We start from the raw sequence: 26,145 nt of genomic DNA, 5'->3' as shown, positions 1-26,145 counted from the left end.
GGGGCGCCTCGCCGCGCCCCGGGGCCCTGCATCTTGGGGGCCCTGCATCTTGGGCCCTGCATCTTGGGCCCCTGCGTCTCAAGCCCCTGCATGTTGGACTAAAGTCGCGCTTGCAACGTGCCGCCCGCGCACTCGGTTCGCCCCTGACTCGGACGCCAGCCTTGTGAGCGTCGAGCGCGAGGGAACGTCTGATGAAGCGCATAGTGTTGGCAGCCGCATGCTGCGTCGGCGTGGCGGGCCCGGCCTGGGCCCTGGACGTGACCAAGTCGGTCGACGTCGCCGCGTCGCCCGAGGCGGTATGGAAGACCATCGGCGGGTTCTGCGGGATCGGCGACTGGCATCCCGCGATCGAGAAATGCGTCCCGTCCAAGAAGGGCGCCAAGGATGTCCGCACCCTCAGCCTGAAGGGCGGCGGCACCATCGTCGAGGAGCAGGAATCCCGCGACGACGCGAAGATGGCCTACACCTACACGATCCTGGAGGGCCCGCTGCCCGTCACGGACTATCATTCGACCCTCATGGTCGCGAAGGCCGGCAACGGCTCCAAGGTGACCTGGACGGGCACGTTCAAGGCCAAGGGCGCCCCCGATCCCAAGGCGCAGGAGGCCATCGCGGGCGTGTACGAGTCCGGGCTGAAGGGCATCGCCGCCAAGGCGCAGTGACGGTGCGGTAAGGTCGCGGCGGCAGCGGGCGGAGGCGCTCCGCTGCCGCCGCCCGCCCGCCGGCGGCACAACGGGTACGCGATCGAATTGCGCAGCTTCGGAGATTTTTAATCGTCCCGGTGTTGGATCATCCTCAACACGGACGGGAGACTTAGCGCGTGGCCACGAACGGTTCCTTCATGACGATCCGCGCCGGGGCCGCAGCCCTCGCCGCTTCCCTGGTGCTCGGGGCCGTCGCCCCGGCCACCGCCCGCGACCAGACCGGCGCGATCCTCGGCGGCCTCGCGGCCGGCGTGGTCGGCGGTGTGGTCGGCGGCGCCCTGGTCAACGGCGCCAACCAGCCCCCGCCGCCCCCGCCGGAGTACCGCCCGCGCCGGGTTCTGGTCGAGGAGCCCGAGACCGTCGTGGTGCGCGAGCGCCGCGGCCCGATCTGCCACTACGAGCGCCGCAAGGAATGGCTCGGCGACGGCGAGTTCACCTACCGCCGCGTTGAAGTCTGCGAGTAATTCTCTTTCCCGTCGTCGCGTCCGCGCCGCGTCCCCCGGGGCGCGGCGCGTCCTATTTCACCACCAGCCAATCCTCGACCACGAGGGCGTCGAGGCCGGTGGTGTAGAACATCAGGATGGCGTCCTCCGCGCTGTCGAGGATCGGCTTGCCCATCACGTTGAAGCTGGTGTTGAGCAGGATCGGCACCCCGGTGATGTCCGCGAAGGCGCGGATCAGCGCCGCGTAGGCGGGGTTGCGCTCCGGCGTGACGCTCTGGAGCCGGCCGGTGCCGTCCTGGTGGACCACCGCCGGCACGCGGGCGCGGACCGGCGCGCGCCAGACCAGCGTGCGCTCCATGTAGGGGCTGTCGGCGTAATCCTCGAACCAGTCCGGCCCGGCCTCCGCCAGGATCGAGGGCGCGAACGGCCGGAACGCCTCGCGGTACTTCACCTTGGCGTTCAGCGCGTCCTTGGCGCCCTCCGGCCGCGGATCGGCCAGGATCGAGCGGTTGCCGAGCGCCCGGGGGCCGAACTCCGCCCGGCCCTGCACCCAGCCGACGAGGCCGCCCGCGGCGAGAATTTCGGCGGCGGCCCGGGTCGCCTCCGCGTGGCCGACGCGTCGGGCCCGCGGCTCCTGCTCGGCCAGCCGCTCCATCGGGGCGGTGGAGACCCGGGAGCCGAGATAGGGCGTCAGCGGGCGCGAGGCCGCGGGCGGGCCGGCCCAGTCCGGATTGTCCTCCGCGTAGGCGAGCCACGCGGCGCCCACGGCGTTGCCGTCGTCGGCCGGCGCCGAGGGGACGTGCAGCCGGGTGAAGCCGGAGCGGCCGAGCACCCGGCCGTTATACGACGAGTTGAGCCCGCAGCCCCCGGCGATCACGAGGTTCTCGGAGGGGCCGAGTGCCGCCGCCTCGGCCACCAGCACATCCATCAAAGTCCCAAAAAAATCCTGGCCGCAGCGGGCGAGGTCGGCCCAGCCCTGCTCCCGGGTGTCCGCGGGGCGGCGCGCGCGGAGTTCGGCGGCGACCGCCTGGATCGTCGCGGCCTCGGCGAAGCGCAGGCGCCCGGCCTCGACCGTGCAGAGGCGGGCCAGCAGGGCGGCCAGCTCCGGGTCGGGGCGTCCGTAGGGGGCGAGCCCCATGATCTTCCATTCCTCGCCCTTCACCTGGTCGAAGCCGGCGAGATCGGTGACGAGCCCGTACAGGAAGCCGAGCGAGCCGCGTCCGCGGTGGCGGCGCAGCTCCGTGAGCCGGCCGTCCCGCAACCGGTAGATCGCGACCGCGCCGGTTTCGCCCATGCCGTCGACCACCAGGGCGGTGGCCTCCGCGAACGGGCTGCCCCACAGCCCGTAGGCGGCGTGGCAGAGATGGTGCGGGTAGCGCCGCTGCCCGGCGATCGTCGCGCGCGGCGTCCCGGTGATCCGCGCCTCCTGGTTGAGGGCCAGCAGGGTGCCGTGGCCGGCCCGCGCCTGCGCGGCGTGGAGGTCGGCGATGAACACCCGCTCGGCCTGCTCGGGCACGAAGGAGCGGTTGAGCGCCGTGGTGTGGGCGGCCAGCGCCATCAGGTCGAACGCGCCGGCCCCGGCCTGCCCGCGCAGGAAGTCGGCGAACTGGCCCCCCCAGGACGAGGCGACCACGATCTCCGATCCGGCCGGCACGTAGTCCTGCACGAGGCCGGTCACCCGGGCCGGGATGTCCGGCTCGCAGTTCGGGGCGCGCTTGTACTGGAGGAAGCGCTCCGTGGCCTCGGCGAACAGCACGGCGCCATCGGGCCCGACGAGGGCGAGCGCTGGATCGTGGAAGGTCGTGGCGAGGCCGAGATAGAACCGCATGGATAGGCGGGTAGCGCATTTTCGCGCGCAACGGAGCCCGGGGGCGGCCGCTACCGGATGGCCGCGGGGCGAGGCACCAGCAGGAGGATCGCCGCCCCGGCGAGTCCCGACAGGGCCGAGCCCGCGAGCACGCCGAGCTTCACCGCGGTCTCGTGCTGCGGATCCGCGAAGGCCAGGCCGCCGATGAACAGGCTCATGGTGAAGCCGATCCCGCACAGGACCGCGACGCCGTAGACCTGGCCCCAGCCGGCCCCGGCCGGGCGCTGCGCCCATCCGAGCGCGACCGCGAGCCGCAGGCTGGCGAACACGCCGGCCTGCTTGCCCAGGAACAGCCCGGCGGCGATGCCGAGCGTCACCGGCTGGAGCAGGGCGTCGAGCGTCAGGCCGGTCAGGTCGACGCCGGCATTGGCGAAGCCGAAGACCGGGACCACCAGGTAGGTGATCCAGGGCGCCAGGGCGTGCTCCAGGCGGTGCAGCGGCGAACTGACGTCCTCCGGCCGGCCGGGGCTCACCCGGATCGGGATCGTGAGCGCCAGCAGCACGCCGGCCACGGTGGCGTGGATCCCGGAGCGCAGCACCAGCACCCACAGCACCAGGCCGAGCAGCAGGTAGACCGGCAGCCAGGTCACGCCCACCCGGTTGAGGCCGTAGAGGCCGGCGAGCACGAGGGCGGCGAGCCCCAGCATCCCGGCATCGAGTCCGGAGCCGTAGAACAGCGCGATCACCACCACGGCGCCGAGGTCGTCGACGATGGCCACGGCGCTCAGGAAGATCTTGAGCGAGACCGGCACCCGCTTGCCGAGCAGCGCCAGGACGCCGAGCGCGAAGGCGATGTCGGTCGCCGCCGGGATCGCCCAGCCGCGCAGGGTCCCGGCGCCGAGATTGGCCGCCGCGTAGACCAGGGCCGGCATCGCCATGCCGCCGAACGCCGCGATGCCGGGCAGCACCCGGTCCGGCCAGGTGCGCAGCCGCCCGTCGAGCGCCTCGCGCTTGATCTCCAGCCCGACCAGCAGGAAGAACCCGGCCATCAGGCCGTCGTTGATCCAGTGCTGCACGCTCATCGGCCCGAGGGCGGCGTGGAGCCCGTGCGCGTAAGCGGCAGCGAACGGGCCGTTGGCGACCACGAGGGCCAGCGCCGCCGCGGCCATGAGGATCAGCCCACCCGCGGCCTCGCTCGCGAGCATGGTGCGGATGGCCGAGAGCGGGCGCGGACCGCGGGCCGATGGGGCACGGCCGGGATTCGGAGGCGGCTTCATCGCGGGCAGGCTTGGCGTGGTTTGCGAGCGGGGGCAAGAGGTGACGGCAAGAGGCGGGGCGGGCCGCCATCTGTCCGTGTATCGGTCCTTGCGCTATCCTGCCGCCGTTCGAGAGGGAGAGGTGCAGGGAATGGCTGTACCGAAAACCACATCCGTGCAGCGGAAGCGGGCGCCGCGGCCATCCGCGCGAATCCATGCCACCGTGCTGGAGGAAGCGCGGCAAGCCGGGCTGCTCGATGGAGAGACGTCCGAGCACGTGAGCTTCCGTGTGCCGCCCGCCCTAGTGGATGCCGCCAAGCGGGAGGCTGGGATCACGTCGACAACCGAACTCGGCATGGTCGCCCTGGCGCTCCTGGCTCAATCCGATCCCGTCGCGGATTTTCTCGGTCGCACGGCGGGACGGCTCGGGGCAGACCACGATCTCGACACCGGCTCCCATTGAGCGTGGACCTGCGTGGCGCGCTTCGGCGGCGCAAGCCGGACAAGCGAAGCGTCCGCCTCGTTCCGCGTCCGTAGAGCGAACGCCCGGATTGGACGACCTTCGACGCGGCGACGCCTGTGGCCCTCGTCCTGGACACGAGTGTCTATATCCATAGCGCTGCCGGCAGGCTGCCCGAGGCGCTGCACCGGCTCATCGAGCGGGCGCTGCTGTTTCACTGTGCCGTCGCTCTCGCCGAACTGTCGGTCGGGGTGGCCGCCGCCGATCCGCACGGACCGAACTGGGCGGCGCTGCGCGATCACTATGCCGAACTCTTCAGCCGCATACCGGAGACGCGCCTGCTGGCGCCCGACGCACAGACCTTCGCGGATGCCGGACTTGTCGCCGGCACCCTCGCGCGCCTCCAGAGCTACCAGAGGCATCAGCGCACGGCCTGCCTCGCCGATGCGCTCATCTTCCTGACCGCCGCGCGGGCTGGCCTTCCCGTTCTGACGGCCAATCGCGAGGATTTCGATCTCATCCAGCAACTGGCGCCGGAGGGGCGGTTCCTCACTTACGAGCGCACCTGAACCCTCGAGCGCATCGTTCCGAAAGCTGGCGGCCACCTTTCGGAACGATGCTTCAGGACGTCCGCCCCAAAACCGCGCGGATCAACCCCAGCCCGTCCGGGCTCGACCAGGCGGCGGGGCCCTTCATCACCCCGATGGTGCAGCCCTGCGGGTCGATCAGCATCGTGGTCGGCAGGCCCGGGGATTGCGTGTCGCGCTGGATCGTGGGCAGCACGCGCCCGCCCGGGTCGGCGTAGAAGGCGAGGGCGTGGATGCCAGCCTGCTTCAACCATTCCGGCGGCTTGTCGAGGTTGCGGGTGTCGACGTTGATCGCCACGACCGTGAAATCGGGGCCGCCGAGTTCCGCCTGGAGGCGGTCGAGCGCCGGCATCTCGGCCTTGCAGGGGGCGCACCAGGTCGCCCAGAGGTTGACCAGCAGCAGCCGGCCCTTGAGGTCGGACAGCGCGGTCTCGGCGCCGTCCGGCCCCTTGAACCGGATCTCCGGCGCGGGCCGCGCCTGCGTCACGGCCTGCATGCCGGCGACCTCGCCCTTGGCGGACGCATCGACCCGGGCGACCGCTTGTGTTGCCCCCGCGCAGGGCTGGGGCGCCCCGGCCATGTTGCCGGGCAGGAGACCGCTCCCGTATAGGGCGGTCCCAAGGACGGCGAGCGCAGCGAGGCCCGCGCCGGCCAGGATGGATGTGCGGCCGGGCATCAGGCTCGGCCCTCGGGACGTTCAGGGCGCGGAAGGATCGACATGAGCAACCGGATGTGGGGCGGCCGCTTTGCCAGCGGCCCGGCGGAGATCATGGAGGAGATCAACGCCTCCATCGGATTCGACAAGCGCCTCGCGCCCCAGGATATCCGCGGCTCGCTGGCGCATGTGGCGATGCTCGGCGCGGCCGGCATCCTCCCGGCAGACGATGTGGCCGCGATCGAGGCCGGGCTCAAGTCCGTCCGCGACGAGATCGAGGCGGGCCGGTTCGTGTTCAAGCGCGAGCTCGAGGACATCCACATGTCGGTGGAGAGCCGGCTCACCGAGATCGTCGGCCCGGCCGCCGGGCGCCTGCACACCGCGCGCTCGCGCAACGACCAGGTCGCCACCGACATGAAGCTGTGGGTGCGCGACACCCTCGACTCCCTCGACCAGCAGGCCGCCGACCTGCAGCGGGCGCTGGCGGACACGGCGCTCAAGCACGCCGGCACGGTGATGCCGGGCTTCACCCATCTCCAGTCGGCCCAGCCGGTCACCTTCGGCCATCATTGCCTGGCCTATGTCGAGATGCTGGCCCGGGACCGCGGCCGGTTCCGCGACGCGCGGGCACGGCTCAACGAGTGCCCGCTCGGCGCCGCGGCGCTCGCCGGCACGTCCTTCCCGATCGACCGGCACGCCACCGCGTCCGCGTTGGGATTCGACCGGCCCACCGCCAACTCCCTGGATTCGGTCGCCGACCGCGACTTCGCCCTGGAATCGCTCGCCGCCGCCTCGATCTGCGCCGTGCATCTCTCGCGCTTCGCCGAGGAGCTGGTGATCTGGACCTCGGCGCAGTTCAACTTCGTCAAGCTGTCGGACGGCTACACCACCGGCTCGTCGATCATGCCGCAGAAGCGCAACCCCGACGCGGCCGAGCTGGTGCGGGCCAAGTCCGGCCGGATCATCGGCGCGCTCACCGGCCTGCTGGTCGTGATGAAGGGCCTGCCGCTCGCCTATTCGAAGGACATGCAAGAGGACAAGGAGGGCACGTTCGACGCCCTCCAGGCGCTCTCCCTGTGCCTGGCCGCCATGACCGGCATGGTGAAGGACCTGGAGCCCAACGCCGCGGTGCTCGCCCGAGCCGCCGGTTCCGGCTACGCCACCGCCACCGATCTCGCCGACTGGCTGGTGCGCGAGCTCGGCCTGCCGTTCCGCCAGGCCCATCACGTCACCGGCCGCCTGGTCGGCGCCGCCTCGGCCAAGGGGGTGGGACTGGAGGACCTGTCGCTGCCCGAGATGCAGGAGGCCGAGCCGCGCATCACCGACGCGGTCTACGCCGTGCTCGGGGTCGAGAACTCGGTGGCCAGCCGGACCAGCTACGGCGGCACCGCGCCGGACAACGTCCGGACGCAGGCGCAGGGCTGGATCGAACGGCTCGGCTGACGGCGCACCCGCAGCGGGGGCGGGAGATCGGGGCTGCGCCGCCGAACCGGTATCCACTTCGGCGGCGAGCGCTCTGGGCCGGTGTCCCGCCGGCTCGGCCGGATCGGCCAGGGGGCCTCAGGACGATGAGGTCTTGAGTTCGGCCTCGCTCCGGTTCGCATGCAGCGAGGCCTGAAAGTTCAGGTGCGCCTGCGACGGCCGGCTGTCGATTGCCTTTCTGGCCTGCTCGTCGCGCTCCAGCTTGGCGTCCCGGACCTTGTTCTCGGCCGCCTGCTTGTCGATCCTGTCGGTCGCGCTGGATTGCTGCGCGCGGTGCGCTTCTGCGGCGTGCTGCTCGGCGGGCCGGGCTGTCGTCGCGTTGACCTTGTCCATGGCGAGAGATCCTGTGGTTTCGGTGCGCGCGTCAGAAGACGCGAGGCCAGATGCCGCTCGGGCGGGCGCCCGAGGCGGCGATATCGGTCTGGATCGCGGGATCGATCCGCGCGGGCGCGGCCGATTGGCGGGCCATGACCCGCCGCATCGTCCGCTTCAGCGCCAGGGCCTCGTCCAGCATCGCGTGCGCGTCGGCCTGGACGCCGCCGTCGTCGATCCGATCGTCCGATTCGTGCCGGAGCAACGCGCCGGGATAAGGTGCGTCCTCCAGCGGGGATCGCGGCAGATCGGACGTGTCGGCGGCGGCCGGATGCGGGGAGGCCGCGCCCGGATCGTCCGCCGCCACGGCGTTCAGGCCCATCGCCGTGTTCAACACGTCCGCGAAAAGGCCCGCCGCAGCCCGCGGCATGTCGGAGCTTCCTGCGTCCCGCTCGGGCGCCGCGCCGACATCGATCGCCGCCGCAGCCTCGGCGAGCGTCGCCTGTGTGAGGGCCCCGTCCCCGCCGGCGGCGGCGTAGTCCCGGGCGGCATCGGCGATCTCCCGGGCCACCTCGGTCAACGCCTCGGCGATGCGGGCCGCCGCCTTGGTGTCCCCGGAGCCCGCGGCCGCCAGGGCCTCCGCCTTGAGCCGCCGGAGCTTCTGGCCGGCCGCCTGAAGCGTGGAGGCGGCGACGTCCCGTCCGCTGGTCCGGGCCGACGCCAGGGACAGGAGGACGCCGCTGATCTGGGACAGCTTGGCGTAGCCCAGCCGTTCCGCGGCGGCCAGCGGCGACCCCGCCTGGGGCTCCGGCCCGGGACCGGTCGCCGGCGCGGCATCGCCGGGATTCCCGACGAGGCCCGGATGCTCCGCCCTGTGCGTCCCCGGCCATTGTGCCCGTTCGGGCGCCGCCACCCTGTTCACAGATCCAACCATGGCCATCCTGCCCTGCGGAACTGTCGTGCGCCGGCGGACTCAAGTCATGCCGGCCCACATCATGTGCGCTTTGTTTGAGGATTTTGCAAACGCGACGCTGATTTTACAGGTGTCGTCTAAAAAAATCTTTTGCGGAGATCTATTTTAGCCTCGATGGTCATCATAACAAACAGAGCGAGGTCTTATTACCTCTCGTCGGGGGATACTGGCAAAAACCGAAACGCTCGGGCTCAGGGACCTCGGATCTGACATCCCCGGCGCCCCCTGGTCTCGCCCGCCGGGATCTGTCAGATGCCGCCCATGACCTTGTCGATTCACCGCGCGGCCGCTGCGATCCGCAGCCGCATTAACGGCCCGGCCTGATCCGTCAGGCCGGGTCTGCCCGCCCGTGAACACTCTGGCGCCCGGTGCGCCGTGCCCAAGGTCGACCGTCATGCCTGCCCAACAAGCGACGCTGCATCTCGTCTGCGGTAAGATCGCCGCCGGCAAATCGACGCTCACCGCCCGCCTCGGCGCGGCGCCCGGCACCATCGTGGTGGCCGAGGATCGCTGGCTCGCCCGGCTGTATCCCGACGAACAGGCCACCCCGGCCGATTATGTCCGCCATTCGACCCGTCTGCGCGGCGTGATGGGCCCGCACGTGGTCGACCTGCTCCGGGCCGGGCTCTCGGTGGTGCTGGATTTCCCCGCCAACACGCGCGCCAGCCGGGACTGGTTGCGCACCCTGTTCGAGGAAGCCGGCGCAGCCCACCGGCTCCACTATCTCGATGTGGCCGATGACGTGTGTAGGGCGCGCCTGCGGACGCGGAATGCGGCCGGCACGCATGAGTTCACCGTTACCGACGCGCAATTCGCGCTGTTTACACAATACTTCGTGGCGCCGACCCAGGACGAGGGCTTCGACCTGGTCGTCCATCGCCCGTGAGCTCGAACGCGAGGCGTGGCGCCGCTGGCTCCGGAGCGGTTGCACGACAGCCGGGGGATCATCCGGTCGGCCCTTCATTGAGCCTCCGATCCCGCGCCCTGTGAACGCTGCGCCGGATCACCGCGCTGTCCGGCCCGCGGTCGGCTCCGGCCTATCCGGGATGATATACGGCACCCGGATCAGGGACTTCTCAGAAGTCCCGCTCGCGCGCCCGGGACGCCCCGTCGCAGCGTTGCCCAGCCTCGGCCGGCGCGCCGTCGTGGGCTACGACGCGACCGTGCTGCGCGTCGGCCATGGCGGGCTTGATGCCGTCGATGATCGCAACCTCGCGCGCGACCTACGCGGACACAGCCTCGGCCGCGAGGCAGGATTGGCTGCGCCGGGTATCGGTCCCTGCGCCTCCCTCCGCCCGCTCCGACCCGGCGGGGGCGATGCTCCACACCAACCCACAGGCCCGGCGGAAATTTGTGCATCGCAACCTTCCGCCGGCCCGCGCGTTCACCCTCTGGCTAAGTGTGGTCCGTTAGAAGCTCGGCTGTGTGGATCGGAGATCGCATGATGCCTGTCGAGAGTTGGCTGAAGCCGGACGAGGTGCCAGACCTCGCGGCACGGGCCACCGCCATGATCGATGCCGCCCTGACGGGCTCGGGCCTGACCCGGGAAACCTACTGGTCGGCCGTCCGCAAGGGCTACAACACCCCCTACAACGATCCGCCCCGCAAGCGCGCCGCGATCACCGCCGCGCGCAGGGCCGCCATCGCTTCGGCCGACCGCGAATCGCGGTGACCGAAGATCCCGGCCGCGATGAAGACCTTGGCCGCCATCTTGCCGACTTCTTACGCGAGCTTCACTATTCCCGATCCCCGGTCCGGCCCCGCGCATGGGGCCGCCCGTCGTCAGGAAGTGAAGATGGTCCGCGTCCCCCGCCTGCTCCCGGTCGGAGCCCTCGCCCTGCTCGCATCCGGTCTCGTCACCGGCCTCGTCGGCGCCGTTGTCGGGAGCGTCGGCCTGTCCGCGTCGGTCGCCCAGGCCCAGGAGGCGCAGCCGGACGGCTTCACGGATGCCGCCCCCGCCCGGCGCGGGCGCCGCTCGCGCCGGGAGCGGACGCCGCGGGCCGAAAAGAAGGCCGCGACCCCACCCGGGATGCAGCAGGCCACCCCGGTGGCGATCTTCGGCGACTGGAACGTGTTCGTGAACGGCGATGGCCGCGCCAAGCTCTGCTACGCCATCGCGCAGCCGCAGGCCCGCTCGCCCAAGACCCTGAAGCGCGACACCGCCTACCTGTTCGTGAGCGTGCGCAAGGGCGAGAACGTCCAGAACGAGGTCGCGGTGATGTTGGGCTTCCCGTCAAAGCCCGCGGCCTCCCAGGTCAAGCCGGGCTCCGCCGCGGCCCCGACGGACCCGAGCCTCAACCTCGGCGCCGGCCGCTACGGCCTCGTCGTGAAGGACGGGAATGCCTGGCTGCAGAACCCCGCCGAGGAGGCCCGGGTGGTCTCCGAGATGAGCGCGCGCAACCCGAAGCTGGTGATCAAGACCACCTCGCTGCGCGGCAACCCGACGAGCGACGAATATGCGCTCGCCGGGTTCGCGGAGGCGATGAAGCGCACCCGGGACGAGTGCGCGCGGTAGAGCGCGCCCCGTCAGGCCCGGCGGCGCCGGAGCTCCGCAGCCGCAGCCTCACCGCCACGGGCGGCTGAGCGGCGGCCTGCAATCCGCTCGCGGGCGGCACGGGCCGCCTGCTCGGCGTTGCGGAACACCGCGCCGTCGAGCCCGTCGAAATCCCGCGCCGACGAGAAGAACCGCACGCCGCGCCCCTCCGGCACGGCGATGCCGGCGGTGATCTCGCCGATCTCGATCACCCGCGGCGGCTCGGTCCGCTCCGGGCGGGCCAGATCGTCAGGCGCAAAGGTGCCGTCAGGTGGAAGCGTGTCGGGGAGGTCGGGACGGTCTGTCGGCGTGAACGCGATGTCGAGACTGGGCATGGGACGGAATCCTGCGATGGCCGGCGCCAGGGCCGTGCCGGAATGCGGGTGATGGTTTGAATCGTCGAAGGGCTCGGGGCTCGCCGATCGGCGCGCGCGCGTCTCTTGCGCCCCCGATGTGACGGATGCGCTGCCGCCGGACCGACGCTCGGTCGGTTCAGGCTCGGGCGCGCATCCCGGGTTTTGCCGTGAGACCCACGCGGCATCGACAGCGCCACCGATGGGCCGGGGCGCCGGATACGGAACGGAGCGGGCGTCGAAGGGAGACGGTTCGGATCGACATCGACTGTCCTCCAGACTGAAGGACCGCGCGGCGCGGGCGCCGTCGCAGTGCTTTAGCGTTTGATGACGCGGCGCAAGCTACGCTTCTCAAATCACCGCGGCCGTCGGAGGTCGCGAAACGTCCGGTTCGGCGACGATCAAGATGGGCGCCGGCCGCCGGTCCGTCAACGGAATGGGGTTCCGATTTTCGGGGCCGGCCTGGCAGGAAGCCGGTCCGGTTCGGGCCTCCGGGAGATGCGATCGGTCAGGCGGCGGCGATCACCGCGGCGAGGTCGGAGAAATCCGAGAAGACCTGGTCGGCGCCGGCCGTCATCAGGTCCGCGCCCGCGGGGTCGTGCCCCCAATGGCCGCCGCCGGTGAAGCCGGCGACCCGCATGCCGGCGCTTCGGGCCGCCGTGACCCCGGGCACGCTGTCCTCGATCACCAGGCAGGCGTCCGGCCCCGCGCCCATGCGGGCGGCCGCGAACAGGAACAGGTCCGGGAAGGGCTTGCCCCGGGCGACCTGCGCCGAGGAGAAGACGCGCTCGCCGAACAGCGGCAGGAGCCCGGTCAGGCTGAGGGAATGGCGCAGCCGCACCGGGTCGCTGCTCGACGCGACACAGGACGGCAGGCCCAGGGCCGCGACCGCCTCGGCGACGCCCCGCATCGCTCGCAGCTCGGCATCGAACAGCGCCAGCGTCTCGGCCTTGACCGCCTCCACGAAGCCCGGGGGCGCGGTGACGCCGTAATCGCGCGCGACGTGGTCCATGATCGACACCATGGAGGTGCCGGTGAAGCGCGCCCGCACCGTCTCGAAGGTGATCGCGACCCCGATCCGGTTCAGGCCGGCGGTGAGGCAGGCGAGGCTCAGGGGCTCGCTGTCCACGAGGACGCCGTCGCAATCGAAGATCACCAGGCCGAGTGTGTTCACGCGCGCATCCAAGGTCGACCGGTCCTCCGGGGGAAATCCTCACGGCAAGCCCCCGCCGGGCGACCCTGTGGCATGGCCCCCCGGGGCCGGCAACCGCTCGCAGGCCGCGCGCAGCATGCCGCCGCTTGCACCCGGCGGCCCGGCCCCATACTCCCGGGGCGGGCGTCCCTCCCGGCGCCAGACATGGCTCAGAAGACCCCGCGATGTTCCGCTTCCTGGCCCGCGTCCTGGGCTTCCTGCTGATGGCCGGCGGCTTCGTCGCCCTGGTCTATGACGGCGCCCGCTCGATCGCCAACAACGGCCTGCGGGTGACGCCGCTCTCGGACGTGATCGCGACCCTGTCCAAGGACAAGGCCGGCACCCTGCAGGGCAGCATCGAGGGGGCGGCGCCCTGGCTCTGGCACCTCCTGGGCCTGCCGCTCACCCTGGCCCCGGCCTCGCTGATCGGCCTGGGGCTCGGCGCGGTGCTGCTCTGGCTCGGCCAGCCGGGCCGGGAGCCGATCGGGTTCCTGACGAAGCCCTGATCGGCGGTCCTACCGCCCCGCGAGCTGGGCCCGCGCCGCGGCGAGCTCCTCCGTCAGCCGCGCGATCTCGGCGGTGAGCGCGTAGTGCTCGCTCACGTCGATCTGGGACGCGAAATAGTAGACGACCGTCCCGGCCGCATCCCGCACCGGCCCGACATACAGCGCGTTCTGGAAGACCGAGCCGTCCTTGCGGTAGTTCAGGAGGTCGATCTTGATGTCGTCCTCCCGCCGGACCGCGGCGCGCAGGCGGTCGATCGCGGCCGGGTCGGTCTCCGGCCCCTGCAGGAAGCGGCAATTGCGCCCGGTCACCTCCAGCCGCGAATAACCGGTGAGCGTCAGGAAGGCGTCGTTCGCGAACACGATCGGGTTGTCGTGTTGCCGGGGATCGGTGACGATCATCGGCATCCGGGTCGCCCGCACGGCCGCGGCGAACGGGTCGCCCCGGTTCGATTCCGCCCTGAGATTGTCCAGCACGTGGCTCGTGGCGGTCCAGCCCGTCTCCATCCGGCTTCAGCCCCTCACGCCGCGACCTGTGCGGGCGGCTCCCTTGCGCCTACAAGCCGGAATTCGCGGGCCCGGTCCAGTCCTCCGGCCGGGATTAGCCACGGTCGCACGGGTTTCCAGCAGGCTGTACGCTCTTGCAGACGGCCAAAGCTGTCATGCCCAGCGTCTCGGCTGCTTTCCCGCCCGCTTCTTTGGCGTCCGGGCCGGCCCCATATTCCGATCGAGCCCTGAGCCCCGGAAGGCGAGAGACAATGTTCCTGTTCCGCAAGCGCCCCGAGATGCCGAGCCCCGCCGCGGCTCTGCCGGGCCGCCCGAATCCCGTCCCGACCACCGAGACCCATTTCGTCAACGGCAACCCGCTCAAGGGCCCCTATCCCCCGGGGATCGAGACGATCGTGCTCGGGCTCGGCTGCTTCTGGGGGGCCGAGCGCCGGTTCTGGCAGCTGCCGAAGGGCGTGTTCGTCACGGCGGTCGGCTATGCCGGGGGCTACACCCCGAACCCGACCTACGAGGAGGTCTGCACCGGCAAGACCGGTCACAACGAGGTCGTGCTGGTGGCCTTCGATCCCGCGGTTCTGCCCCGCGACGCCCTGCTGCGGACGTTCTTCGAGAGCCACAACCCGACGCAGGGCATGCGCCAGGGCAACGATGTCGGCACGCAGTACCGCTCGGGCATCTACACCACCGGCCCGGAGCAGGAGGCGACCGCCAAGGCCGTGCGCGCGGCCTACGCCGAGGCCCTGCGGGCGCGCGACTTCCCCGACATCACCACCGAGATCGTGCCGCTGCAGCACTTCTACTTCGCGGAAGGCTACCACCAGCAATACCTCGCCAAGAACCCGGCGGGCTATTGCGGGCTCGGCGGCACCGGCGTGAGCTGCCCGGTGGGGACCGGGATCGCCGCCTGAGCCGTTACGGGTTGCCGCCCGGCCGCGTCGGCGCAGCCGGCACCGCCGGCGCGGTGACGGCGCCCGCTTCGGGCTGGGGGGTGCTCCGCGGGCTGCGCAGCACGATGAGCACCCCGCCCACGACCGAGAGGGCGAGGGCGGTGACGAGGATGAGGAAAAGCCAGCGGGGCATTTGGTGGCCCTAGCACGTCGCGCCGGGTTCGGCGATCAGCGCGGCACGAACACGCCCGGGACGACCTTGCCGGTGCGGCCGAACATCTCGTCCGCGCGGGCACAGCTGGTCGGCACGTCCTTCTCGTAGACGGCGAGGTAGGCGCGCGCCTGCAGCAGCAGGGTGTCGCGCTCGAGGTCCGCCGGATCGACGCCCATCGCCTGGACCACGCTCTTGAAGCGGTCGCCGTCGGTCCGCAGCGCCTGGCAATGGACGTTCACGAAGCCGGCCAGCCCGGCGAGCTTTGCGGCCTTCAGGGCGTTGGCCGGCGGTTCTGCCGGCGGCTCTTTCGGCGCCTGGCCCAGGGCCGGCGCCGCGAGGACGGCCAACACGAGCGTCGTCGGCAACAGGCTGCGGATTCGCATGCGGGAACACTCCATCAGGGACGCCGGTGCCGTGTGGCGATCCCGACAGCCGATCCGGCGGGCGCGTCCGGCGCGGATCTGGGATCGGGCCTGGATATCACCGGTCGATACAGTTCTCCACGAACATCGCCCGCGCGCGCTCCAGTCTCGTGAAGTCGGCCGCGCTCCCGGGATTGCGCAGTTCGGCGCCCTCCGGCAGCCGCCCGGCGAACCCGGCACCGAGATCGGCTACGAAGGGGCGCGGGCCCGTGTAGGTTCCCATGCGGTTCCTGACCTCGACCGTCCCGCAGATCCCCCCGGCGCGGCCCCGCCGGAGGCCGGCCAGCCGGGCGTCTGTGCTTCGCAGGTCCCGTTCGATGAGGGCGAGCACCGCCTGCGCGTCGTCCGGACCGATCGCCGCGCCGGGGCGGTCGGGCAGGCCCTGGGCGGGCCGCCGGTCGCCGCGGCTGCGAGCAGGGTGAGGCCGAGCGCCGCGCCGGCGATCCGCCTGCCGGCCCGGCGGATCACGCCCGGCACCGGGCGCTCATTCCGGATCCTTCGCGTCCCGGGCGTGCAGCGACAGGCAGGTGCGCACCATGTCGTTCAGCGTCAGGTCCTTGGTGTCGCCGATATTCGCCGTCTCCTCCAGGCAGTGCATGAAGTAGCGGCTGTCGAGATCGGGCGAGAGCGTGCGCATCGCCTTGCCCATCCGGTCGGTGAAATCGACCTTGTCGGCCCTGGAGGCGCGCGGCCAGAGCGACGCCTTGTCGTCCACCCCGAGGCGCGCCCACGCCGGCGCGCTCATCAGCGTGGTGGAGATCATCACGGCCGTCAGCCATCGGGTCACGCTGCGATCTCCTCGTCCGCGCCCGCACGGGCACGCCGCCCGTTCCATACGGGTTCGTCCCGGGAAACAAGTGAGCCGTAAGCCGACAGGAAAAAATAAGACTCCGGCCTCATAGAAGGCGCATATTATTATTGACCGGCGCCGTTATAGCCTGCCGAAACATCCCGTGAGGCTCTGTCGGTGGGCGATGACGTCATGGATAGTGCTGCAATCGGTCCGGAGTGGCTTCGAAATCCGGATCGAACGCTTTCCCGCTGGCCTCGCACCCCGTAGCGTGGCGCGTCTGGAGCCTCGTCCCGAATGTCGGCCGCCGGCTCTCGGAAGAAGACGATGCGCGAGGAGCGCAGGCAGCACCGCATGATCCGAGCCGTATCCGCCCTGCTCTGCCTCGCGATGGCCGCCGCCGCGACGGGAGCCCGCGCCCAGACGGTGGACGACGGCTCCGGCGCCGCCCTGGGACCGGCGGACACCCGCGCGGTCCTCGACCTGATCGGGCGGCACCTGAACAGCCCGGACGCGAAGGTCACCGTGCTGCGCCGCAGCGGCGGGTCGATCATCTGCGGCTCGGTCAACGTGAAGAACCGGGACGGGCTGTACACGGGCGAGCGCGCCTTCGTGGTCGATCTCCCCCGGTCGTTCTTCGGCCGCGTCCCCGACGGCCCGGAGCTCATGACCTTCAGGCCGGGGGAGGCGTATCAGGCCATGGAGCGGATCCGGCAGCTCTACTTCGCGCGCTGCCTGGACTGAGCCGCCGCGATCCCGGTCCCGGCGAGGCTACGGCGCCTTGAGCACCGCCCGGCAGGCGGACGGCAGGGCCGCCATGGTCATGGTGGGCTTGGCCTTCGGCGGCACCTTGGGCGGCTTCGGATGCAGCACCGCGTCCGAGAACCAGTAGCTCAGGTCGTCGCAGCCATCCCCGGCCGGGGGCGCCCCCTGGGGCTGGCAATCGTCCTGGCCGGCCGGGCAGGAGAGCCGGATATGGTAGTGGTAATTGTGCCCGTACATCGGGCGCACCTTCGACATCCAGCGGCTGCCCGCGGCGTCCCGGCACAGGGCCTTCTTGATCGCCGCGTTGACGAAGATGCGCTCCACCTCCGGCTGCTCGGCGGTGAGCTTGATCAGCTGCAGGTGCGTCGGGGTCCAGACCTCGGGGTCGATGTCGAGGCGGTCCCGGCGGACCATGTCGGTGGCCGAGGTCTCCTCGCGCTCCGCCCGGCTCATGCGGTGGTCGGGCATCGGGGTCAGCCAGATGTCGGCGTCGATGCCGATCTGGTGCGAGGCGTGGCCGGTGATCATCGGGCCGCCGCGGGGCTGGGCCATGTCGCCGACGAGCAGCCCCGGCCAGCCGACCCGGGCGGCCTTCTGCGACAGGCGCTCGACGAAATCGATCAGGACCGGCGTGCCCCACATCCGGTTGCGGGACGGGCGCATCACCTGCCAGTTCGGCCCGTCCATCGCCAGCGCCTCGCCGCCGGCGAAGCAGCCCTTGGCGTAGAACCCGTAGATGTGGGCCGGCCCGCCGGAGGCCCGGGTGACGCGGCCGAACAGGGCCTTGGCCGGGGTCGAGGGCGCGTCCGGATGCTCGAGCGGCGGCAGCGGCTTCGGGTTGACGCTGCCGCGGTCCTGGGCGTGCCCGCCGGTCACGGACAGGACCAGGGCGGCGAGCGCGAGGCCGGGCTTCAGGCCGAAGCCCAAGCGAGGGCCGAAACCTGGGGCGGTGAACGGGTTCTGCATGCGGGAGCTGTTCGTCCGTCGGAGGGGGCGGGCGCAGGCCCGGACCGGAACGTCGCGCACGGGCCGGGCGTTTTTCAGGCAACGCATTTTTTCAGGCAACGACCGAAACGCGACGCGCGATCCCGGAGGCGACCATGGCGGACCATCCCCACCCCGCGGAGCGGCAGCCCCACCCGCGCGGCGGCATCCCCGCAGCCTGATCGCCAGCGATCGGGTCATCGGCACCGACGTGCGCCGGCCGGACGGCAGCAAGGTCGGCCGGATCGAGCGGCTGATGCTCGACAAGGTCTCCGGCCGGGTCGCCTACGCGGTGATGAGCTTCGGCGGCTTCCTGGGCCTCGGCGAGGATTTCTACACGCTGCCCTGGACGGTGCTGCGCTTCGCGCCCGAGCAGGACGCCTACATGCTCGACATCACCGAGCAGCAGCTGCGCGCCGCCCCCGCCCGTACCCCGGAGGGCACCGACCCGGCCGAGGACGGCGCCTGGGAGGAGCAGATCCACCGGTATTACGACGCCGCGCCCTACTGGGGGATCTGACGCGCGCCGACCCCGGGCCCCCCGCCCAGGCGGGATCCGCGACACGATCCAGCGCCGTGCGGGGCCGCCGGATCGTGTCGCGGCGGGCCGAGCCTCAGCGCTCCAGGCGCGCCACCAGGCTCGACGTGTCCCAGCGGTTGCCGCCCATGGACTGCACCTCGGCGTAGAACTGGTCGACCAGGGCCGAGACCGGGAGCTTGGCGCCGTTGCGGCGGGCCTCGTCCAGCAGGATGCCCAGGTCCTTGCGCATCCAGTCGACCGCGAAGCCGAACTCGAACTGGCCCTGGTTCATGGTCTTGCCGCGGTTCTCCATCTGCCAGGAGCCGGCGGCGCCCTTGGAGATCACGTCGAGCACGGCCTCCACGTCGAGGCCGGCGCGCTTGGCGAAGTGGACGCCCTCGGACAGCCCCTGGACCAGGCCGGCGATGCAGATCTGGTTGACCATCTTGGTGAGCTGGCCGGAACCCACCGGGCCCATCAGCCGGCAGGCGCGGGCGAAGGACCCGATCGCCGCCTCGACCTTGGCGTAGGTCGCCGGCTCGCCGCCGCACATCACGGTGAGCACGCCGTTCTCGGCGCCGGCCTGGCCGCCGGAGACCGGCGCGTCGATGAAGCCAAGCCCCTTGGCCTGGGCGACCTCGGCGAGTTCCCGGGCGACCTCGGCCGACGCGGTGGTGTGGTCGACGAACACCGCACCGGACGCCATGCCGGCGAGCGCGCCGTCGTCGCCCAGCACGACGCTGCGCAGGTCGTCGTCGTTGCCCACGCAGGCGAACACGATCTCGGCGCCCGCGACGGCCTCCCGGGGCGTCGCCGCGAAGGCGCCGCCATGGGCCTTCACCCAGGCCTCGGCCTTGGGGGTGGTCCGGTTGTAGACGGTGACGTCGTGGCCCTTCTTGGCGAGGTGTCCGGCCATCGGGCCGCCCATCACGCCGAGACCCAGGAATGCGACCTTCGCCATTGTTGTCCGCTCCTCGCGGGGCCGGATCGCGCCGGCGCCCTTCCTTCGCTCACGGCAGGCGGGGACGGGGTTCGGCAGCCGGCCCGTGAAGGCGCTGTCGCCGTGCCGAAGTCCCGATGTGACAGATTGGGCGTCGTGCCGCCGCCAAAGCTGCATCACAGCTCGGATCGCTTGCGTCAACGGCGGACGAATAGGATAAACCGCCCCTGTAGCCCGGGACCCGCGAGTCCCAGCCGGCGGCCCCCGCGGCCCCGAGCGCGAGGCGGTCGGTCAGGGAGCGGGACGGATGGGTACGGCGATCGGCAGGCAGGTTCGCGACCACGGGCCCTGGGCCCTCGTGGGAGCGCTCGGCGCCGCGGCGCTGGCGATCGTGGCCACCCAGCGCGGCGAGACGATCAACGCCCTCTGGATCGTGGTCGCGGCGGTCTGCGTCTACCTGATCGCCTACCGCTACTACTCGAAATTCATCTCCGAGAAGGTGATGCGCCTCGATCCGAAGCGCCTCACGCCCGCGGTCCGGCACAATGACGGGCTCGACTACGTCCCCACCAACCGCAGCGTCCTGTTCGGCCACCATTTCGCGGCGATCGCGGGGGCGGGCCCGCTGGTCGGCCCGGTGCTCGCCGCCCAGATGGGCTACCTGCCCGGCATGCTGTGGATCCTGGCCGGCGTGGTGCTGGCGGGCGCGGTGCAGGACTTCATGGTCCTGTTCGTGTCGATGCGCCGGGACGGCCGGTCGCTCGGCGAGCTGATCCGGGCCGAGCTCGGCACCGTGCCGGGCATCATCGCGCTGTTCGGCACCTTCCTGATCATGGTGATCCTGCTGGCCGTGCTGGCGCTGATCGTGGTCAAGGCCCTGGCCGAGAGCCCGTGGGGCACCTTCACGGTGATGTCGACGATCCCGATCGCCATGCTGATGGGCGTCTACGCGCGCTACATCCGCCCGGGCCGGATCGGCGAGGTCTCGATCCTCGGCTTCGTCCTGCTGATGCTGGCGATCCTGGGCGGCGGCTCGGTGGCCGCCAGCCCGGTCTGGGGCCCGGCCTTCACCTTCACGGGCCCGCAACTGTGCTGGATGCTGATCGGCTACGGCTTCGTGGCCTCGATCCTGCCGGTCTGGCTGCTGCTAGCGCCGCGGGACTACCTCTCGACCTTCCTCAAGATCGGCACCATCGTCGGGCTGGCGCTCGGCATCGCGGTCGTCGCCCCGCACGTCCAGATGCCGGCGGTGACGAAGTTCGTGGACGGGACCGGCCCGGTCTGGGCGGGCAGCCTGTTCCCGTTCCTGTTCATCACCATCGCGTGCGGCGCGGTCTCCGGCTTCCACGCCCTGATCTCGTCGGGCACCACGCCCAAGCTCATCGCCAGCGAGGCGGATGCCCGCTTCATCGGCTACGGCGGCATGCTCATGGAATCGTTCGTGGCGATCATGGCGCTGGTCTCGGCCTGCGTGATCGACCCGGGCGTCTACTTCACCATGAACTCGCCCGCGGCGCTCGTCGGCACCACGCCCGAGACCGCCGCCGCGGCCGTGACCAAGCTCGGCTTCGCGACCACCCCCGAGGTGATCACCCAGACTGCCGCGGATGTCGGCGAGCACACGATCATCTCGCGCGCCGGCGGCGCCCCGACGCTCGCGGTCGGCATGGCCCACATCATCTCCTCGGCCATCGGCGGCAAGGCGATGATGGCCTTCTGGTACCATTTCGCGATCCTGTTCGAGGCCCTGTTCATCCTCACGGCCGTGGACGCGGGCACCCGGGCCTGCCGGTTCATGGTGCAGGACCTCGTCGGGCTGGCGGTGCCGTCGTTCCGGAACACCACGTCCTGGGGGCCGAGCATCGCGGCCACCGCCATCGCGGTCGGCGCCTGGGGCTACTTCCTGTACCAGGGCGTGACCGACCCGCTCGGCGGCATCAACACCCTGTGGCCGCTGTTCGGCATCTCCAACCAGATGCTGGCCGCGGTGGCGCTGACGCTCTGCACGGTGGTGATCTTCAAGATGAAGCGCGAGCGCTACGCGTTCGTGACCATCATCCCGACCGCGTGGCTGTGCCTGTGCACCCTCACGGCCGGCTGGCAGAAGCTGTTCTCCGCCGACCCGAAGATCGGGTTCCTGGCCCATGCCGAGCGCTACGCGACGGCGGCCGCCGAGGGCAAGCTCCTGGCGCCGGCCAAGAACGCCGACCAGATGGCGCAGATCATCCTCAACGACCGGATCGACGCCGTGCTGGCGGCCCTGTTCATCGGCCTCGTGGTCGCCATCGCGGGCTTCGGCATCGCCGCCTGCCTGAAGGCCTGGCGGGCCGACCGCTGGACCGCCCTCGAGACCGAGCCGCACCTGGCGCCGGCGGAGTAGGGACCGTCATGGAACCACAGCAGAGCCTGCGCCGCCGCCTCCAGGTGCTGTCCAAATGCGTCTGCGACGGCGCCCGGCTGATGGTGGGGCAGGGGGATTACACGGCCTACGCCGCGCATATCCGCCGCACCCATCCCGACCAGACCCCGATGACCGAGCTGGAGTTCTTCCGCAACCGCGAGAACGCCCGGTTCGGCGTGGGCAACATCTCGGGGTTCCGCTGCTGCTGAGCGGGGGCGATGCCGTCGTACGGTGCGGGGCTCGTCGTCCCGCACCGTACGACGGCGGGTGCGCGCCTGCCCTCGGAGACCGGATTCGGCGCCTGCGCCGCGCCCGCCCGTGAAACCATAATCCGTGCGCGCGAGATCGGTCCCCGGTGCAAGCGCGGCCGGATCTTGACTCGGCCGCCACAATATCCGCCATCTCCGACCGCACGGGAGCTCGGCATGAGCATTTTCCAGGACGCCATCCTTCGGTTCGGCCGCACGATCATGTCGTATGCGGGCGATGCCGTCTTCCTCCAGGCGGCGGTGTCGGCCGCGGCCAACGTCATCGTGGCCGACGGCGACGTCGCCGAGGAGGAGATCGAGTCGGCGATCGCCGGCATCCGCGCCAACCCGATCCTCGAGAAGTCCTACGACACGCTGCGGGTCGAGCAGGAGCTCTACGAGGCCATCGCCCGAGCCAAGACCCGGGCCGGCCGCCAGGAGAACCTGCGCCTGATGGGCGCCATTGCGGAACGGCCGATCGACCAGCGCCAGGACGTCTTCCTGATCGGCGCCGACGTGGCCGATTTCGGCGGCATCAGCGAAGTCGAGCACAAGGCGCTCGACGAGATCGGCGCGGCGCTCCACGTGGACAAGTCGGCGCTGCTGCGCTGAGGCGGACGCCAAACCTTCCCTCCCGCGAAGGGGGGAAGGCCGTGCCGGTTCGGCCGCCCATCCGTCGATGCCGAAGAGTCATCGCCGTCCGGAGCGACCCGCCCTGCGGCGTCGCGGCCTGCCTCTTGCCTGCCCGGACATGTTAGCGAAACCGAACGGGTATTTGGTACGCCAACACGCGACGTGAACAGGCCGGCCCTGCGCCGGCCGGCGGAGACCGCATGGGACTCGTCCTCTACGCGCTCAAGTTCCGGATCACGACCTACGTGCTCGCCGTGCTGATGATGCTCGGCGGCGTCGGCGCGCTGATCGTCACGCCCAAGGACGTGCTGCCGGTCGTCGACATCCCGGTCGTCGTCGTGGTCTGGACCTATACCGGCCTGTCCACGCCGGAGATGGAACAGCGCATCACGACCTATGCCGAGTACGGCATCTCCAACAACGTCAACAACATCCGCCGGATGGAGTCGACCACGCTGCAGGGCACGGCGGTGCAGCGGATCTACTTCGATCCCGCGGTCAGCATCGACCTGGCCATCGCCCAGGTCGTGTCCTCCACCAACTCGATCCGGGCCGCGATGCCGGCCGGCACCCAGCCGCCGATCATCGTGCGCTACTCGGCCTCCTCGGTGCCGGTGATCCAGCTGGCGCTGACCTCCGCCAAGGACAGCCTCAACCAGGTCTACGACTACGCCCAGTACCGGATCCGGCAGACCCTGGCGCAGGTGCCGGGCTCGACCCTGCCGGCGCCGTTCGGCGGGGCGCCCCGGCAGATCATGGTCGATCTCGACCTCAACGCCCTCCAGGCGCTCGGCCTGACGCCGCTCGACGTCACCAACGCCATGACGGCCCAGAACCTGACGGTGCCGTCCGGCCTCGCCAAGATCGGCGAGCAGCAATACCCGATCCAGCTCAACGCCACGCCGCCCTCGATCGAGACCCTCAACCTCGCGCCGATCAAGGTGGTGGCCGGCCAGCCGGTGCTGATGCGCGACGTCGCCTATGTCCGCGACGGCGGGCCGCCGCAGATCAACGTGGTCCGGGCCGATGGCGGCCAGGCCGTGCTGATGCAGGTGATCAAGAACGGCACCGCCTCGACGCTGAACGTCGTCAACAACGTCAAGGCGGCGATGCCGACGATCCGGGCCGCCGCCCCCGAGGGGCTGACGATCAAGCCGCTGTTCGACCAGTCGGTGTTCGTCTCGAACGCCATCGAGGGCGTGCTGCACGAGGCCGCCATCGCGGCGGCGCTCACGGGACTGGCGATCCTGCTGTTCCTGGGCTCGTGGCGCTCGACCCTGATCGTGCTGATCTCGATCCCGCTCTGCGTGATGACCTCGCTGGCCGTGCTGGCCGCACTCGGCGAGACCATCAATGTGATGACCCTGGGCGGCCTCGCGCTCGCGGTCGGCATCCTGGTGGACGACGCCACGGTGGCGATCGAGAACACCTACCGGCTGTTCGAGGAGGGCGAGGAGTTCCGCGAGAGCGTGGTCCACGGCGCCGCCGGCATCGCCAAGCCGGCGCTGATCTCGACGCTGTCGATCTGCGCAGCGTTCACGGCGGTGTTCGCGCTTGCCGACACGCCGAAATACCTGTTCACCCCGCAGGCGCTCGCGGTCGTGTTCGCGATGCTGACCTCCTACCTGCTGTCGCGCACCCTGGTGCCGCTGCTGATCGACGTGATCGTGGCGCCGGAATACGCCCAGAAGCACGCCAAACACCGGAATGCGGCCGATCCGCCCCGCCGGGGCCGGATTGCCCGGGCGTTCGGCCTCGTCTCGGGACCCGTGTTCCGCCTCGCCGGGCGCGCCCACGGGGCGTTCGAGCGCGGCTTCAGCCGGTTCCACCGGGGCTATATCGGGCTGCTGCACGCGGTGCTGGCCCGCCGGATCGCCACGTTGGCCGTGGTTGGGCTCGTGTTCGGGACGACCGGCGTGCTGTTCGTCTTCGTCGGGCAGGATTACTTCCCGCAGATCGAGGCGAGCCAGATGACCCTGCACCTGCGCACCCGCACGGGTATGCGCATCGAGACCACCCAGCAGGTCTTCGCGGAGGTCGAGGACACGGTCCGGGAGGTGATCCCGCCGGGCGAGATCGAGCAGATCCTCGACAACATCGGCCTGCCCTCGACCAACTACAACTTCGCCTTCTCGGACGGCTCGTTCGTCTCCTACAACGACGGCCAGATGCTGATCAGCCTGAAGGAGGGCCACGGCTCGGTCGCCGGCTACATGAAGCGCCTGCGCGCGGTGCTGATGCAGCGTTTCCCCGACCTGATCGCCTATTTCCAGCCCGCCGACATGATCACCCAGATCCTGAACTTCGGCGTCATCACGCCGATCGACGTGCAGGTCTCCGGCCGGAACAAGGAGAAGGACCTGGAGGTCGCCCAGCGCATCGTCCAGCGGCTCAAGCACACCAAGGGCCTGGTCGACGTCCACCTGCAGCAGATCGTCAACGAGCCGCAATTCTACGTGGACGTCGACCGGCGCCTCGCCTCCGAACTCGGGCTCACCGAGCAGCAGGTGGCGCAGAACATGAACATCTCGCTGTCGGGCAGCTACCAGGTGACGCCGAACTTCTGGCCCGATCCCAAGACCGGCATCCCCTACCAGCTCTGGGTGCAGACGCCGGAATACCGCAACGCGTCGCTGGCCGACCTGCGCAACACGCCGATGTTCGTGCGCGCGGCCGCGACCGCGGGCACCGGCCCCGGCGTGCTGACCCTGCTGTCGAGCCTCGCCGAGCTGCGCCGGGTGCCGACCCAGACGGTGATCAACCACGTCAACATCCAGCCGACCTTCGACGTCTTCGCCTCGGTCCAGGACCGCGACCTCGGCTCCGTCGCCCGCGAGATCGACGCGATCGTCCAGGACGAGCAGAAGAACCTTCAGGCGCCCGACAAGATCGCGGTGCGCGGCCAGATCGAGAACATGCGCAGCGCGTTCTTCCGCCTGGAGATCGGGCTCGGGATCGCGCTGATCGCCGTCTACCTGCTGATGGCGGTGAACTACCAGAGCTGGGGCGACCCGTTCGTGGTGATCGCAGCCCTGCCGATGGCGTTCTGCGGCATCACCTTCGCGCTGTTCATCACCGGCACGACCTTCTCGATCCCGTCGATCTTCGGGGCGATCATGTCGGTGGGCATCGCCTCGGCGAACTCGATCCTGCTCGTCACCTTCGCCAAGGAGCACCGGGAAGCCACCGGCTGCAGCGCCCTCGAGGCGGCGATCACGGCCGGCGAGACCCGGCTCAGGCCCGTGCTGATGACCGCCTCGGCGATGTTCTTCGGCCTCATCCCGATGGCGCTTGGCACCGGCGAGGGCGGCGAGCAGAACGCCGCGCTCGCCCGCGCCGTGATGGGCGGCATCGCCTTCGCCACCCCGGCGACCCTGCTGCTGGTGCCGTTCCTCTACGTGCTGCTGCGCAGCGGGCCCGCGCAGCCGGTTCAGGATTATCTGGGGGCGGAGGGCGCGCAGGCGGCCTGAGGGATCTTGTTATCCGCCGCCGCCTCGGGCGCGTCTCAGGTGCGTCTCGGCCCTGCGATCCCGAGCCCGCGATTTATGCCCGCGATTCCAGGCCTTCCCGCAGC

General features: G+C 70.9%; 29 protein-coding genes and 1 pseudogene. 16 read left to right on the top strand and 14 right to left on the bottom strand.

Features of this window, described 5'->3' with window-relative positions; translation table 11 throughout:
• Nucleotides 1-191: 191 nt before the first annotated feature.
• Nucleotides 192-662, top strand: a complete 471-nt coding sequence (locus FVA80_RS21890) for an SRPBCC family protein (RefSeq protein WP_147909398.1) — start codon at nt 192-194, stop codon at nt 660-662.
• 179 nt (nt 663-841) lie between these two features.
• Nucleotides 842-1,168: a hypothetical protein gene (locus tag FVA80_RS21885; RefSeq protein WP_147909407.1), complete on the top strand. Its 327-nt coding sequence runs from the start codon at nt 842-844 to the stop codon at nt 1,166-1,168.
• Between the two features lie 52 nt (nt 1,169-1,220).
• Here FVA80_RS21885 and FVA80_RS21880 read toward each other — a convergent pair whose 3' ends face one another.
• Both FVA80_RS21880 and nhaA read right to left on the bottom strand, forming a co-directional pair.
• The gene (locus tag FVA80_RS21880) at nt 1,221-2,975 is read right to left on the bottom strand and encodes a carbamoyltransferase C-terminal domain-containing protein (RefSeq protein ID WP_147957871.1); all 1,755 of its coding nucleotides are present in this window, start codon (nt 2,973-2,975) and stop codon (nt 1,221-1,223) included.
• Nucleotides 2,976-3,025: 50 nt separating this feature from the next.
• A complete protein-coding gene (gene nhaA / locus FVA80_RS21875) occupies nt 3,026-4,231 on the bottom strand; it encodes a Na+/H+ antiporter NhaA (RefSeq protein ID WP_147909396.1) in 1,206 nt (401 codons plus the stop codon).
• A 130-nt stretch (nt 4,232-4,361) separates the two neighbouring features.
• Between nhaA and FVA80_RS21870 the strand changes: the two genes are divergently transcribed.
• Both FVA80_RS21870 and FVA80_RS21865 read left to right on the top strand, forming a co-directional pair.
• On the top strand, nt 4,362-4,673 hold the full coding sequence (locus tag FVA80_RS21870) for a hypothetical protein (RefSeq protein ID WP_147909395.1): 312 nt from the start codon (nt 4,362-4,364) through the stop codon (nt 4,671-4,673).
• A gap of 116 nt (nt 4,674-4,789) precedes the next feature.
• Entirely contained in the window at nt 4,790-5,239 is a 450-nt protein-coding gene (locus tag FVA80_RS21865) for a PIN domain-containing protein (RefSeq protein ID WP_246692075.1), read from the top strand.
• A 52-nt stretch (nt 5,240-5,291) separates the two neighbouring features.
• Here the strand turns inward: FVA80_RS21865 and FVA80_RS21860 are convergent, their stop codons facing one another.
• Nucleotides 5,292-5,933 (bottom strand): TlpA disulfide reductase family protein, encoded by a 642-nt coding sequence (locus FVA80_RS21860; RefSeq protein WP_147909394.1) that lies wholly within the window; start codon nt 5,931-5,933, stop codon nt 5,292-5,294.
• Between the two features lie 42 nt (nt 5,934-5,975).
• Here FVA80_RS21860 and argH point away from each other — a divergent pair, with 42 nt between their 5' ends.
• On the top strand, nt 5,976-7,355 hold the full coding sequence (argH, locus tag FVA80_RS21855) for an argininosuccinate lyase (protein WP_147909393.1): 1,380 nt from the start codon (nt 5,976-5,978) through the stop codon (nt 7,353-7,355).
• A 117-nt stretch (nt 7,356-7,472) separates the two neighbouring features.
• Here argH and FVA80_RS21850 read toward each other — a convergent pair whose 3' ends face one another.
• Together FVA80_RS21850 and FVA80_RS21845 are read right to left on the bottom strand one after the other, a co-directional pair.
• Nucleotides 7,473-7,727 (bottom strand): hypothetical protein, encoded by a 255-nt coding sequence (locus FVA80_RS21850; RefSeq protein ID WP_147909392.1) that lies wholly within the window; start codon nt 7,725-7,727, stop codon nt 7,473-7,475.
• A 31-nt stretch (nt 7,728-7,758) separates the two neighbouring features.
• The gene (locus tag FVA80_RS21845; RefSeq protein ID WP_147909391.1) at nt 7,759-8,640 is read right to left on the bottom strand and encodes a hypothetical protein; all 882 of its coding nucleotides are present in this window, start codon (nt 8,638-8,640) and stop codon (nt 7,759-7,761) included.
• A gap of 433 nt (nt 8,641-9,073) precedes the next feature.
• Between FVA80_RS21845 and FVA80_RS21840 the strand changes: the two genes are divergently transcribed.
• The 3 genes from FVA80_RS21840 to FVA80_RS21825 all read left to right on the top strand — a co-directional run bounded on the left by FVA80_RS21840 (nt 9,074) and on the right by FVA80_RS21825 (nt 11,194).
• Nucleotides 9,074-9,565 (top strand): ATP-binding protein, encoded by a 492-nt coding sequence (locus FVA80_RS21840; protein WP_147909390.1) that lies wholly within the window; start codon nt 9,074-9,076, stop codon nt 9,563-9,565.
• Between the two features lie 555 nt (nt 9,566-10,120).
• Nucleotides 10,121-10,351, top strand: a complete 231-nt coding sequence (locus FVA80_RS21830) for a hypothetical protein (RefSeq protein WP_246692074.1) — start codon at nt 10,121-10,123, stop codon at nt 10,349-10,351.
• A gap of 123 nt (nt 10,352-10,474) precedes the next feature.
• Nucleotides 10,475-11,194, top strand: a complete 720-nt coding sequence (locus FVA80_RS21825; RefSeq protein WP_147909388.1) for an invasion associated locus b family protein — start codon at nt 10,475-10,477, stop codon at nt 11,192-11,194.
• Between the two features lie 11 nt (nt 11,195-11,205).
• On the opposite strand, the gene FVA80_RS21820 is transcribed toward FVA80_RS21825, so the two are convergent.
• Nucleotides 11,206-11,547, bottom strand: a complete 342-nt coding sequence (locus FVA80_RS21820) for a hypothetical protein (RefSeq protein WP_147909387.1) — start codon at nt 11,545-11,547, stop codon at nt 11,206-11,208.
• A gap of 526 nt (nt 11,548-12,073) precedes the next feature.
• Entirely contained in the window at nt 12,074-12,751 is a 678-nt protein-coding gene (locus FVA80_RS21815; RefSeq protein WP_147909386.1) for an HAD family hydrolase, read from the bottom strand.
• A 191-nt stretch (nt 12,752-12,942) separates the two neighbouring features.
• Between FVA80_RS21815 and FVA80_RS21810 the strand changes: the two genes are divergently transcribed.
• The gene (locus FVA80_RS21810; protein WP_147909385.1) at nt 12,943-13,263 is read left to right on the top strand and encodes a PetM family of cytochrome b6f complex subunit 7; all 321 of its coding nucleotides are present in this window, start codon (nt 12,943-12,945) and stop codon (nt 13,261-13,263) included.
• Nucleotides 13,264-13,320: 57 nt separating this feature from the next.
• On the opposite strand, the pseudogene FVA80_RS21805 reads toward FVA80_RS21810, so the two are convergent.
• Nucleotides 13,321-13,767 (bottom strand): annotated as a pseudogene (locus tag FVA80_RS21805) (PAS domain-containing protein); the annotation flags it as partial.
• Nucleotides 13,768-14,018: 251 nt separating this feature from the next.
• On the opposite strand from FVA80_RS21805, the gene msrA reads away from it, so the two are divergent.
• Nucleotides 14,019-14,675 carry a peptide-methionine (S)-S-oxide reductase MsrA gene (gene msrA, locus FVA80_RS21800; RefSeq protein ID WP_147909383.1) on the top strand — a complete coding sequence of 219 codons (657 nt, stop codon included), beginning with the start codon at nt 14,019-14,021 and terminating at the stop codon, nt 14,673-14,675.
• Nucleotides 14,676-14,679: 4 nt separating this feature from the next.
• Here msrA and FVA80_RS30685 read toward each other — a convergent pair whose 3' ends face one another.
• From FVA80_RS30685 to FVA80_RS21785, 4 genes are all read right to left on the bottom strand, one after another.
• Entirely contained in the window at nt 14,680-14,847 is a 168-nt protein-coding gene (locus tag FVA80_RS30685; protein ID WP_187193464.1) for a hypothetical protein, read from the bottom strand.
• A 35-nt stretch (nt 14,848-14,882) separates the two neighbouring features.
• Entirely contained in the window at nt 14,883-15,251 is a 369-nt protein-coding gene (locus FVA80_RS21795; RefSeq protein ID WP_147909382.1) for a hypothetical protein, read from the bottom strand.
• Between the two features lie 97 nt (nt 15,252-15,348).
• A complete protein-coding gene (locus FVA80_RS31505) occupies nt 15,349-15,513 on the bottom strand; it encodes a hypothetical protein (protein WP_246692073.1) in 165 nt (54 codons plus the stop codon).
• 261 nt (nt 15,514-15,774) lie between these two features.
• Entirely contained in the window at nt 15,775-16,077 is a 303-nt protein-coding gene (locus tag FVA80_RS21785; protein ID WP_246692072.1) for a hypothetical protein, read from the bottom strand.
• A gap of 357 nt (nt 16,078-16,434) precedes the next feature.
• On the opposite strand from FVA80_RS21785, the gene FVA80_RS21780 reads away from it, so the two are divergent.
• Nucleotides 16,435-16,824, top strand: a complete 390-nt coding sequence (locus tag FVA80_RS21780; protein ID WP_147909380.1) for a hypothetical protein — start codon at nt 16,435-16,437, stop codon at nt 16,822-16,824.
• Nucleotides 16,825-16,851: 27 nt separating this feature from the next.
• Here the strand turns inward: FVA80_RS21780 and mepA are convergent, their stop codons facing one another.
• Nucleotides 16,852-17,811, bottom strand: coding sequence for a penicillin-insensitive murein endopeptidase (gene mepA / locus FVA80_RS21775; protein ID WP_147909379.1), 960 nt, complete (start codon nt 17,809-17,811; stop codon nt 16,852-16,854).
• A gap of 196 nt (nt 17,812-18,007) precedes the next feature.
• Here mepA and FVA80_RS21770 point away from each other — a divergent pair, with 196 nt between their 5' ends.
• Entirely contained in the window at nt 18,008-18,349 is a 342-nt protein-coding gene (locus FVA80_RS21770) for a PRC-barrel domain-containing protein (protein WP_147957926.1), read from the top strand.
• Nucleotides 18,350-18,443: 94 nt separating this feature from the next.
• On the opposite strand, the gene FVA80_RS21765 is transcribed toward FVA80_RS21770, so the two are convergent.
• A complete protein-coding gene (locus FVA80_RS21765) occupies nt 18,444-19,310 on the bottom strand; it encodes an NAD(P)-dependent oxidoreductase (protein WP_147910174.1) in 867 nt (288 codons plus the stop codon).
• Between the two features lie 286 nt (nt 19,311-19,596).
• Here FVA80_RS21765 and FVA80_RS21760 point away from each other — a divergent pair, with 286 nt between their 5' ends.
• The 4 genes from FVA80_RS21760 (at nt 19,597) to FVA80_RS21745 (ending at nt 26,041) form a co-directional block, all read left to right on the top strand.
• Complete coding sequence (locus FVA80_RS21760; RefSeq protein ID WP_147910173.1) at nt 19,597-21,669, top strand: carbon starvation CstA family protein; 2,073 nt, start codon at nt 19,597-19,599, stop codon at nt 21,667-21,669.
• An 8-nt stretch (nt 21,670-21,677) separates the two neighbouring features.
• Nucleotides 21,678-21,899 carry a YbdD/YjiX family protein gene (locus FVA80_RS21755; RefSeq protein WP_147910172.1) on the top strand — a complete coding sequence of 74 codons (222 nt, stop codon included), beginning with the start codon at nt 21,678-21,680 and terminating at the stop codon, nt 21,897-21,899.
• Nucleotides 21,900-22,115: 216 nt separating this feature from the next.
• Complete coding sequence (locus FVA80_RS21750) at nt 22,116-22,550, top strand: tellurite resistance TerB family protein (RefSeq protein ID WP_147910171.1); 435 nt, start codon at nt 22,116-22,118, stop codon at nt 22,548-22,550.
• A gap of 221 nt (nt 22,551-22,771) precedes the next feature.
• Nucleotides 22,772-26,041: an efflux RND transporter permease subunit gene (locus FVA80_RS21745; protein WP_147910170.1), complete on the top strand. Its 3,270-nt coding sequence runs from the start codon at nt 22,772-22,774 to the stop codon at nt 26,039-26,041.
• Nucleotides 26,042-26,145 lie beyond the last annotated feature (104 nt).

It is taken from the genome of Methylobacterium sp. WL1, assembly GCF_008000895.1.
Lineage (GTDB): Bacteria > Pseudomonadota > Alphaproteobacteria > Rhizobiales > Beijerinckiaceae > Methylobacterium.
The sequence above is the reverse complement of the archived record's forward strand: the minus strand, read 5'-3'. Positions and strand labels throughout refer to the sequence as shown.